The sequence below is a fragment of the Endozoicomonas sp. SESOKO3 genome, assembly GCF_024606255.1.
In genome coordinates, this window is record NZ_JAHHPR010000057.1 from 1 (window position 1) to 9,711 (window position 9,711).

Here is a 9,711-nt window from a genome sequence, read left to right on the forward strand (position 1 = left end):
ATTTTTAGACCAATTTATTGCAACCGCAGTAGGACAGTCTTAAGTCCGACAGGCTGCTAGTGGCTCATTCTCAGGGGAACTTTTATGGTAATGAGGCCTGGCGTTCAGTTTATCAGACTTCGACTGCCGGTATTGCCTGGAATGAGTTGAAGTTAATGGGCATGGTGTCAGTGGCGACTCCGGCCAGTCAGGTAGGTTATCCCTTGAGTCATCCGGTTGATCAGCAGAGTGTGACCCGATACCTGACGCTTTCTGATGATCTGGTGATTAATTTATTGAGAAGCGCTGCCTTTGGACCTTTACCTGCCAATGTAACAAACAGTACTGTGAGCGTCGACTGGAAAAATCATAGCTTTGGGATGAGTTATGTTTTAGGTGATCCCAGTGGCCAGTTGTTGAAGGACCAGATCAGAAGCGTTGCCTACAGTCTGGAAACCTTACCCTTTGATCGGCAGCCGGTAGACTCATCGGCGCTGGCATCTGCAGGCTATGATCCAACAGCCCGGATACTGGAAATCGAGTTTGTGGGTAGTGACAGTCTCTATCGATATTACGATGTGCCTAAGAGTGTCTATCAGGATTTGCTGTCTGCTGACTCTGTCGGTCGTTATTACAATCTGGCCATCAGGGGGCAATACCCTTCCAGGCGTTTGAACTGAGGTGAGTCTTACTCTTGATTTGGCTCTTGTCTTTTCAGTATGAGACAAGAGTCGGCTGTTTCTGCTAACATCCACCTTCTGCTTTCAGATCCTGTTTCATTTCCTGCTCCTGCAGGGGGAAGCTGTATGGAAGCATCCTGTTCAATGACTCCCATCGCTTACTCATCATAGAAACCTTATTGAACCGGTTTGTCTGATGATCGGGAGAGTTCGCTGTCATCGAATGCTATTGGCGTTCTTTATCAGCTATAGGCATTAGGAGAGGTATCGTTGAAGACTCGGATCAAGGTCTGTGGAGTCACCTCTGTAGAAGAAGCGCTGGAAGCGGTTAATGCGGGTGCTGATGCACTGGGTCTGGTGTTTTATGCGCCCAGCAAGCGGTTTGTGACCGTCCGTAAGGCTCGAGAAATTGCCACGGCAATCCCACCTTTTATCACCCTGGTGGGTTTGTTTGTTGACGCTGAGGAATCCGTTATCCGGGAGGTTCTGGATCACGTCCCGCTGGATCTGTTGCAGTTTCATGGCAATGAGACCGATCAGGAGTGTGAGCGATGGCGAAGAAGATATATCAAGGCACTCAGAGTACGTCCCGGGACGTCTGTTAAGGAAAGTGCTGCCGCTTATCCCGGTGCCTGTGGTCTGCTTCTGGATTCTTATCGTAAAGGTATACCCGGCGGAACCGGTGAGGCTTTTGACTGGCAGTTGATACCGGACAGTCTGGATAAGCCCGTTATTCTGGCGGGTGGTCTGAATCCTGAGAACGTTTCGCAAGCCATAGAACAGGTTGCGCCCTTTGCTGTCGATGTCAGCAGTGGTGTAGAGAATGACAGGGGCAAAGACCCCGAAAAGATGAAAGCCTTTGTCGAGGCGGTAAAACAATGACTGTAGATTATAAGACTCTGGATTATAAAAAGTTGCACGAGCTGCCGGATGAATCCGGTCATTTTGGTCGTTTTGGTGGACGCTATGTCGCAGAAACACTCATGTGTGTTCTTGAAGAGCTGGAATTGACCTACAAGAAGCTTTGGAATGACCCCGATTTTCAGGCTGATTTTGACCGTGATCTGGCTCATTACGTAGGCAGGCCCTCACCGCTCTATCATGCTGAGCGCTGGTCTGAAAGTCTGGGTGGTGCACAAATCTACCTGAAGCGTGAAGATCTGAATCATACCGGTGCCCACAAGATCAATCATGCAATTGGTCAGGCGCTGCTGGCCAAACACATGGGTAAAAAGAGGATCATTGCCGAAACCGGTGCAGGTCAGCATGGTGTAGCTACCGCCACGGTTGCCGCGAGGCTGGGTCTGGAATGTATCGTTTACATGGGTGCCAAAGACGTTAAACGTCAGGCGTTGAATGTTTACCGAATGAAGCTGCTTGGGGCCACAGTTGTGCCGGTAGAGAGTGGCTCTCAAACACTGAAAGATGCTATCAACGAAGCACTCCGTGACTGGGTAACCCGTCCGGAAGAAACCTTTTATATTCTGGGAACGGTTTGTGGTCCTCATCCGTATCCGGAAATGGTGCGTAATTTTCAGAGTGTTATTGGGCGTGAAGCTCGCAGGCAATGTCTGGAAATGACCCGGCGTCTGCCCGACGCTCTGGTGGCCTGTGTGGGTGGTGGCTCCAACGCTATGGGATTGTTCTACGAATTCCTGCAGGATGAAGACGTCAAAATCTACGGTGTTGAAGCCGGTGGTCACGGTGTTGAGTCTGGAGAGCATGCTGCAAGAATGTCTGGAGAGAGGCAGGGCGTTTTCCAGGGGCAGCGCAGTTTCCTGATGTGTGACGACGATGGTCAGATAACTGAAAGCTATTCAGTATCGGCTGGTTTGGATTACCCGGGAGTAGGCCCCGAGCACAGTCATCTCAGATCTGTGGGTCGTGCTGAATATCCCTGCGTAACAGATGATGAGGCTTTGGCTGCATTCAGAAGCCTGACACGTATGGAAGGTATTATGCCGGCTCTTGAGAGTTCTCACGCCCTCGCTTTTGCTGAGAAGCTGGCTCCAACCATGGAGAAAGATCAGATTATTCTTGTCAACCTGTCTGGTCGGGGCGACAAGGATATTCATACTGTGGCTGAAATTGATGGACTTTCGTTCTAAGCATTGAGGGAGAAATCATAATGAGAATTAAACCATGCTTTGAGCGATTGTCTTCGGAAGGTCGTAAGGCTTTGATGCCCTATGTGACGGCGGGTGATCCGGCGGATAAGACCGTAGACATCATGCACAAGATGGTAGCCAGTGGTGCTAACCTGATCGAACTGGGTTTCCCATTTTCAGATCCCATGGCTGACGGACCGGTGATTGCAGAGGCTCATGAGCGCGCATTATCACAAGGTGTTACATTGAATGACGTTTTTTCAATGGTAACTCGCTTCAGGGAAAACGATAATACGACCCCGATTGTCCTGATGGGCTACCTTAACCCGGTAGAAGTTATGGGTTATGGGGTGTTTGCTGCGCGGGCCGCTGAAGCCGGTGTCGATGGTGTACTGATTGTTGATTTGCCCGCGGAGTTTGCTGGCGGTCTGGTTGAGCATTTAAAGCCCAGGCAGATTGATATGATCAACCTGATTACGCCCACTACCACCGATGAGCGCATTCAAAAGATCTGCTCTGTTGCTTCAGGGTTCGTATATTACGTTTCAGTGAAGGGAGTGACAGGCTCAAACAAGCTGGATCTCGGCAGTGTTCAGTCCAGAGTGGCTCACATCAAAGGGTTTACCGACCTGCCTGTTGGTGTCGGTTTTGGTATTCGTGATGGTGAGTCTGCAGCAGCCATTTCTTCGGTTGCAGATGGTGTGGTAGTAGGGTCCCTGTTGGTATCCGAGCTGGCCAATTACCAACGCCAGGGCGAAGGTGCTATCGACCGGGTCTCTGGTCATCTACAAGCAATGCGTCAGGCAATGGATAAAGGTTAACCCGATGAATTAAGGCGATAGACAATAGGGAGTGCCCTGAACATTCAGGCGCTCTCTATTTTCAATCTTGCCAATAGACAGGTAGCGTGAATGAGTAACTGGCTAGTCGATAAATTGATACCTTCGCTGTCACGTTCTACAAGTCAGCAGAAGAGCAGTAATGTGCCAGAAGGATTATGGCGCAAGTGTGTTAAGTGTGAGTCGGTTCTGTATCGCCCAGAGCTTGAGAGAAATCTGTACGTTTGTCCAAAATGCAGTCACCACATGCGTATCGGTGCCCGAAAGCGTCTGGAGTACTTTCTGGACAAAAGCACTACTGAAGAATTGTTCTCTGAGATAGAGCCTGTCGATAAGCTCAAGTTCCGGGATTCAAAGAAATACAAGGACCGTCTGGCATCTGCTCAAAAGCAGACGGGTGAAAAAGATGCTCTGGTCGCTATGAAAGGCCAGCTGGATGGTCTGCCTGTGGTTGCTGTGGCTTTTGAATTCAGCTTTATGGGTGGATCAATGGGTTCTGTTGTTGGCGAGAAGTTTGCCCGTGCCGCAGAGCTGAGTCTGGAACTCAAGGTTCCTTTTGTTTGTTTTTCAGCCAGTGGTGGTGCCCGCATGCAGGAGGCTTTGTTTTCCCTGATGCAGATGGCAAAAACCAGTGCGGCATTAGAGCGAATGAAACAACAGGGAGTACCTTATTTCTCTGTGCTCACAGATCCCGTTTATGGAGGTGTATCTGCCTCTTTGGCAATGTTGGGTGATGTGAATGTTGCCGAGCCCGGTGCGTTAATCGGGTTTGCGGGTCCGCGCGTTATCGAGCAGACGGTTCGTGAAAAGTTGCCTGAAGGCTTCCAGCGCAGTGAGTTTCTGCTGGAGCATGGGGCAATCGATATGATTGTTGATCGGGGCGAAATGCGTTCGACGGTTGCTCGACTTTGCAGAAAAATGCAGGGGATGGCTTCTGTGCCTGTTGAGTCGGATCCGGAATTCGGTACTGATGGAGAAGAGGTGATTACTGCGACTGGGTGATGCCTGTAGAGTTGACCCGGAGATTTCAAAAAGTGCTTTTTTCTTGATCTTGTACAACGGTGAATATACGTTGTCCGGGTTAATGTGGCTATGCGTCCTGAAGTTGCTGTTTTTTTAAATTCGAGTGAGCGCAGAGGTTTTTTAAAATCATCTGAGTTGCTTTGAGTGCAGTATTCTGGCTATGTCTACTACGTCTGCACTGATACGGTAGTAAACTACGTATTCAGTTCCGGCAACAGGTAGCTTTCGATATAAGCGTTCCTTATGGCCTGCCTCTGGGAATGCTTCAATTTGCTCCAGGGTAGCCAGTATAGATTGAGCGATTTTGCCTGCAGCATCTGGGTTTAGTCGATCAAGGCGTTCGATATGATTGAGGAAGTCATCCTCGGCTCGTTTTGATATTCTTGACTTCATGGCTTTTTAGACAGGCTTTCTTTGGCTTCTGTCAAAAAATCACCCAGTGGTCTTGTAGAGACTTCCCCAGAGTCAATACCCTCTAGTGTCTTTTCAACCTCTTCTATTTGCCACGCTGTCTTGTCAATCAGATCATTCACAGCTTCACGGATTAGATAAGAGACGTCTCGATCTCTTATCCGTGCTAGCTCATTAAGTTTATCAAGTGTTTCCTGTTCAAATTTTACGCTTTTGACTGCCATGGGCATAGTGCTGCTCTCTCTGGAGTATTTTATAGTAGTTCAGGGTAGTACGACCTTTCACAAATAACAATAATAAGCTCAGGGGTATTTAATTTGAGGCATGTTTAGCCTCGCCAAAATTCATTAGAGATCACCCGTTCAAAGCCAGACGTAGAACGATTTGAGTGGTTGGAATGACATCAGCAATAGCTGCTACGAGTCTTTATGTACTGTTAGTTAGTCGCACTACACTAGATATTTATTAATGAGTTAGTCTGGCCAAAATTCATCATTGATCACCTGTTCAAAGGGCCACTCGCATTGTGTGGGAAATGTCGTTTCTGGTAGGCCAGTCTCTTTGAATGCTCTGATTTTTGCAGCGTCGTAAGCTTCGGCAGCTGCCTCAGGGAGTCTGGGCTTAAGTCCCGGATTTTCCTCAATGAATTTTTTTAGGCGGAATCTTTGTTCTTTGATTGAGCCCTGCCAGCTTGTGCTCCTGTTTTCAGGTTGGAATTTCCACTTCAAAAGATGCATGAGCAATACGTCCAGTCGATGACTCAGCTGGCGATATTCGCTTCTGCCCATGCTTTCGATTTCCTCGAGAATGTTATCCAAATCCAGTTCTCCCAGTCGACCCTGACGGATTAAATTGGCTTGTTGCTGTGTCCAGCTATAAAAATCAGTCTCGTAAAGCTGTTGAGTCATCGAAATTCCCCACAATGGATTCACCCGAAGGTCAGATGTAGAATGATTTGAGCAAATATGCAACCATACGTCCCCCAAGATGTTCTTCTAAGGAATCCCCTGCATGACATACCAGCAAAACGGTCAGCCTCCCTTCGAGCAGCTGTCTGATTGGCTTGACTGGTTGGAAAACACCCGGCCTGAACACGAAATGGAACTTGGGCTGGACAGTATAAGAAAAGTGGCTGAAAGGTTGGATCTTACAAAACCTGCTCCTTTCGTTATCACGGTTGGTGGCACTAATGGTAAGGGGTCAACGGTCGCTATTCTTGAGTCTATTCTCTCGGCTGCTGGTTACAAAGTAGGCGTCTACACCTCTCCGCATCTGCACAGATTCAATGAGCGTATTAAAGTCAATGGTGTTGAAGCAAGCGATGAAAGCCTGTGTGCCTCCTTTCAAAAAGTGAACGACGGGCTTGGCGGTGACTGGCTTTCCTATTTCGAATTCGCAGTGCTGTTGGCCGTAGATGTTTTTCAGAAAGAAAAAGTAGACATTGCGCTTATGGAGGTTGGGCTGGGCGGTCGTCTGGATGCCACTAATGTGATTGAGCCGGATGTCTCCGTAATCACTACAGTAGGGTTGGATCATCAGGACTGGTTGGGTTACAGTATTGAAGCGATCGCAAAAGAAAAAGCAGGTATTTTTCGCTCCGAAAAACCAGCCATATTTGGTGGTGTGGAGACTCCAGGCAGTATCGTCGATCAAGCTGTCAGGCTGGAGTCAGCTCTGTACAGAAGAGATAAAGAATTCGAGCTAAAAGAAGAAAGTAGAACATGGAGTTGGAAGGGTTTAAACAAAACGGGTGAATGTATTGAGTATGTCGACCTGCCTATGCCCGCATTAGTTATTGATAACGCTGCTACTGCTCTGCAAACAATTCAGTTTTTACCTGATGCTGTAAGCCGTGATGCAATCGTAGAAGGTTTAAAAATATCGAGCCTCCCTGGTCGTTATGAAAAAGTGATGGAGATCAATAAAAGGGGGAAAAAAGTTCAGGCTATTCTCGATGTTGCGCATAATCCGCAGGCAGCAACAAAGCTGGCAGAGCGCCTGAAGGCAGATCCGGTCTCAGGAAAAACTCGTGCACTGATTGGGATCTACAAAGATAAGGATTATCACGGAGTTATCGAGTCTCTGTCTGAAGTGGTCGATGAGTGGGTGGTTGCCGATTTTGATTCGCCCAGAGCGCTTGATAAGACTGTTCTGAGTGAAGCGGTTGCCAGATATTCTGAACTACTGCCTGTTATCGCTGAAAATGTAGAGTTAGGTTTTCAGCAACTAAAAGAAGTATCAACTAGCAGGGACAGGGTGCTTGTTGTGGGTTCGTTTTTGATGGTTGGTGCAATTTTGTGCGGTGGTGCTGAAGTTTCTCCTTCGAATTGATTTATCTTCTATTATTGTCTCGTTTTCCTGAGTGTATTTAAGGTTATTTTGTAAAGTTGTCGTTTAATGCAGGTGGTTTTCACTGATGATCATGTGTAGGATTAACCCCTTTATCGTAATGCTGCGTGATGGTTAGATAAGTCTGTCGATCACAAACTTCCTGGTTTTGCAATACCTGCTAGAGCTATTTAGTCAATAAATAGTAGGTAATTTTTAAGCTGCTTTTCAGAGAGAGTGTAATCTGAAGGGCGGTAGCGTGAATAAATGCTGGGTATATTTTTTATTTTTCGGAATTTTAAAGAGTAAAAGTCTTGCTCGGCGAGAATGTCAACCATCATAAAATCCGAAGCTTATGCAAGAGGTTTGTTTGTTGTCAGAACTGGCTCAGCCAGCTTAAAGAAGTCGGCAGGTGAAAATTAAGCAATGATTGAGAGAGTGTCTGGTGCGATTGACTAAATCCGAGCAGCAAGCCATTGTGACAGTTATCCGGCAGCTTGACCCTGATGCTGAAATTTGGCTTTTTGGATCGAGAGTTGATGACCAGGCCAGAGGTGGGGATATAGACTTACTGATTCTGTCGCATAAATTGAACTCGGCGGATAAACAGAAGATCAGGTTAGCGCTCTATGAAAAGCTGGGAGAACAAAAAATAGACTTGGTCATTGCTGCTGATGATTCTGACCCATTTACTCGAATAGCATTGGCAGAAGGAGTTTCTCTGTGAATGAAGGCAAAGCCGAAAAACGACGGGTAGCGATAAAAGAAGACCAGTTGTTGCTATTGCAGCAACAGTTGGAAAGCATGAAGCACATGGAGGAGTTGCTTGAATGGTCTTTGGCTCGTTGCCAGTCTGTGAGCCTTGAAAAGGAAAACATGCCAGAGCTTGAAGATCTGGAAAAGTTTGAATCCCTCACCGCTCGCTTTGCCCGTTTTAATGACATCTTGCTGCAGAAAATATTCCGCCTGATCGATGTTATAGATCTGGAGCATGGAGGTACCGTTCGCGACAGAATCAACCGGGCTGAGAAAAAAGGTCTGATTAATAACGCCATTGAATTTATAGAAATTCGTGAACTGAGAAACAGTATTGCCCATGAATATCAGCCAGAGGCTTTGAGCCTGATTTTTCCTCAGGTTCTCAAATTTGTGCCAGTATTGCTTGATGTTGCTGAGAGGGTTAGGGGGTATTGTCGGCGGTATGATGGTGGTTAGCATCACTCTTGCTGATGTTGTAGTCAGGGTTTAGGACAGGGAAAAATCATGAAAATCCCTGAAGTCCTTGCTGGGCAGGCACTTTCATGATTTTCTCGTGGGTGTATACGACAGGTTAATACCATTGAGAATCACAAACGAACATGCGGCCCATATTTGCAACGTGCTTCAGCATTACTTTGGTGCCAAAACTGACATCTGGCTCTTCGGCTCAAGAGTTGATGATAACCAGCGTGGCGGTGATATTGATCTCTATATAGAAACCGACCTGCAAAGTCCGGAAGCGGTTTTTGATGCCAAACTCCACAGCCTGGTGGACATCAAACAGCACATCGGTGACCAGAAAATTGACCTGGTCATTTACCGACGAGGAAAACGCCGGGAAGCGATTCACCATGAAGCCAGAAGTACCGGGATTCAACTCAATGGCAACAGAGCTGGGGTAATGAATGAGTAGCGGACGACACATTGCAGACGTTACCGGGCGCACCCTCTGGATTTGTGACCGACATGCCTTGCGTCTTGAATGGGTGATGGCCGAAGTGGAAAGCCTGTTTCCATTAAGTGTCAATGCATTTGACAACCTTACCCCGACTGAAGTGGCTTACATGGACCAATTTTCCACCCGGTTCAGTAAATTACAGGATGCCATAGGGGCAAAACTCTTTCCTCACGTGCTGGATTTAGTGGGAGAGCAGGGGGCACTGAACACCTTTATCGACAAGCTCAACCGGCTGGAAAAAATAGGGGCCATTGATAATGCAGCCCAATGGCCTTTATTTCGTGAGATGCGCAATGCTTTTGCCCATGACTACCCGGAAGACAGTGAACTGAATGCCGAGACGTTGAACCGGGCCGTGCCGCTGGCCAGCGAGTTGTTAAAGGTCTACCACAATATTCGGGATTTTGCCTTGCGTTATGGTGCCGTTTTGCCTGGGGAGTGCAACGGTGGCTGACAACATTAAAATCGAATACGGAAAGTTCAAACAGTCATTAACATTGCTGGAATCTCAATACCATCATCAGCAGACACTTGATCACACATTACCCGGCTGGCTGCAAGAGGCAGTATCGCAGGGAAAAATCATGAAACCTCCTGAAAATATTGACCTGTAGCTTATATTTGTT

14 protein-coding genes are annotated in these 9,711 nt (G+C 47.3%); 11 read left to right on the forward strand and 3 right to left on the reverse strand.

Annotated features, from left to right (window positions below):
* Window positions 1-59: 59 nt before the first annotated feature.
* The 5 genes from KDK18_RS14590 to accD all read left to right on the forward strand — a co-directional run bounded on the left by KDK18_RS14590 (window position 60) and on the right by accD (window position 4,608).
* Window positions 60-659 (forward strand): KTSC domain-containing protein, encoded by a 600-nt coding sequence (locus tag KDK18_RS14590; protein ID WP_257252525.1) that lies wholly within the window; start codon window positions 60-62, stop codon window positions 657-659.
* A gap of 270 nt (window positions 660-929) precedes the next feature.
* A complete protein-coding gene (locus tag KDK18_RS00940) occupies window positions 930-1,541 on the forward strand; it encodes a phosphoribosylanthranilate isomerase (RefSeq protein ID WP_257252526.1) in 612 nt (203 codons plus the stop codon).
* A complete protein-coding gene (gene trpB / locus KDK18_RS00945; protein ID WP_257252528.1) occupies window positions 1,538-2,767 on the forward strand; it encodes a tryptophan synthase subunit beta in 1,230 nt (409 codons plus the stop codon). The genes KDK18_RS00940 and trpB overlap by 4 nt, the downstream gene beginning before the upstream one ends.
* Window positions 2,768-2,784: 17 nt before the next feature.
* Entirely contained in the window at window positions 2,785-3,588 is an 804-nt protein-coding gene (gene trpA, locus KDK18_RS00950) for a tryptophan synthase subunit alpha (RefSeq protein WP_257252542.1), read from the forward strand.
* A gap of 90 nt (window positions 3,589-3,678) precedes the next feature.
* The gene (gene accD / locus KDK18_RS00955) at window positions 3,679-4,608 is read left to right on the forward strand and encodes an acetyl-CoA carboxylase, carboxyltransferase subunit beta (RefSeq protein WP_257252529.1); all 930 of its coding nucleotides are present in this window, start codon (window positions 3,679-3,681) and stop codon (window positions 4,606-4,608) included.
* A gap of 147 nt (window positions 4,609-4,755) precedes the next feature.
* Here the strand turns inward: accD and KDK18_RS00960 are convergent, their stop codons facing one another.
* The 3 genes from KDK18_RS00960 to KDK18_RS00970 form a co-directional block, all read right to left on the reverse strand.
* Window positions 4,756-5,022 carry a type II toxin-antitoxin system RelE/ParE family toxin gene (locus KDK18_RS00960; protein WP_257252530.1) on the reverse strand — a complete coding sequence of 89 codons (267 nt, stop codon included), beginning with the start codon at window positions 5,020-5,022 and terminating at the stop codon, window positions 4,756-4,758.
* Entirely contained in the window at window positions 5,019-5,270 is a 252-nt protein-coding gene (locus KDK18_RS00965; RefSeq protein WP_257252532.1) for a CopG family ribbon-helix-helix protein, read from the reverse strand. Before KDK18_RS00965 ends, KDK18_RS00960 begins: the two co-directional genes overlap by 4 nt.
* 243 nt (window positions 5,271-5,513) lie before the next feature.
* Entirely contained in the window at window positions 5,514-5,948 is a 435-nt protein-coding gene (locus KDK18_RS00970; RefSeq protein WP_257252533.1) for a DUF29 domain-containing protein, read from the reverse strand.
* A gap of 103 nt (window positions 5,949-6,051) precedes the next feature.
* On the opposite strand from KDK18_RS00970, the gene folC reads away from it, so the two are divergent.
* From folC to KDK18_RS01000, 6 genes are all read left to right on the forward strand, one after another.
* Window positions 6,052-7,371: a bifunctional tetrahydrofolate synthase/dihydrofolate synthase gene (gene folC, locus KDK18_RS00975; RefSeq protein ID WP_257252535.1), complete on the forward strand. Its 1,320-nt coding sequence runs from the start codon at window positions 6,052-6,054 to the stop codon at window positions 7,369-7,371.
* A 442-nt stretch (window positions 7,372-7,813) separates the two neighbouring features.
* Complete coding sequence (locus KDK18_RS00980) at window positions 7,814-8,095, forward strand: nucleotidyltransferase domain-containing protein (protein WP_257252536.1); 282 nt, start codon at window positions 7,814-7,816, stop codon at window positions 8,093-8,095.
* Entirely contained in the window at window positions 8,092-8,583 is a 492-nt protein-coding gene (locus tag KDK18_RS00985; RefSeq protein ID WP_257252537.1) for a hypothetical protein, read from the forward strand. Before KDK18_RS00980 ends, KDK18_RS00985 begins: the two co-directional genes overlap by 4 nt.
* Window positions 8,584-8,707: 124 nt before the next feature.
* Entirely contained in the window at window positions 8,708-9,040 is a 333-nt protein-coding gene (locus KDK18_RS00990; protein ID WP_257252538.1) for a nucleotidyltransferase domain-containing protein, read from the forward strand.
* On the forward strand, window positions 9,033-9,539 hold the full coding sequence (locus KDK18_RS00995; RefSeq protein ID WP_257252539.1) for a hypothetical protein: 507 nt from the start codon (window positions 9,033-9,035) through the stop codon (window positions 9,537-9,539). Before KDK18_RS00990 ends, KDK18_RS00995 begins: the two co-directional genes overlap by 8 nt.
* Complete coding sequence (locus KDK18_RS01000) at window positions 9,532-9,699, forward strand: hypothetical protein (RefSeq protein WP_257252540.1); 168 nt, start codon at window positions 9,532-9,534, stop codon at window positions 9,697-9,699. The genes KDK18_RS00995 and KDK18_RS01000 overlap by 8 nt, the downstream gene beginning before the upstream one ends.
* Window positions 9,700-9,711: the final 12 nt, after the last annotated feature.

What these genes read in the sequence shown, in the direction of transcription:
- KDK18_RS00970 (WP_257252533.1), bottom strand. Translation starts at nt 5,948, where the DNA reads ATGACTCAACAGCTTTACGAGACTGATTTTTATAGCTGGACACAGCAA.
- KDK18_RS00960 (WP_257252530.1), bottom strand. Translation starts at nt 5,022, where the DNA reads ATGAAGTCAAGAATATCAAAACGAGCCGAGGATGACTTCCTCAATCAT.
- accD (WP_257252529.1), top strand. Translation starts at nt 3,679, where the DNA reads ATGAGTAACTGGCTAGTCGATAAATTGATACCTTCGCTGTCACGTTCT.
- folC (WP_257252535.1), top strand. Translation starts at nt 6,052, where the DNA reads ATGACATACCAGCAAAACGGTCAGCCTCCCTTCGAGCAGCTGTCTGAT.
- trpB (WP_257252528.1), top strand. Translation starts at nt 1,538, where the DNA reads ATGACTGTAGATTATAAGACTCTGGATTATAAAAAGTTGCACGAGCTG.
- KDK18_RS00965 (WP_257252532.1), bottom strand. Translation starts at nt 5,270, where the DNA reads ATGCCCATGGCAGTCAAAAGCGTAAAATTTGAACAGGAAACACTTGAT.
- KDK18_RS00995 (WP_257252539.1), top strand. Translation starts at nt 9,033, where the DNA reads ATGAGTAGCGGACGACACATTGCAGACGTTACCGGGCGCACCCTCTGG.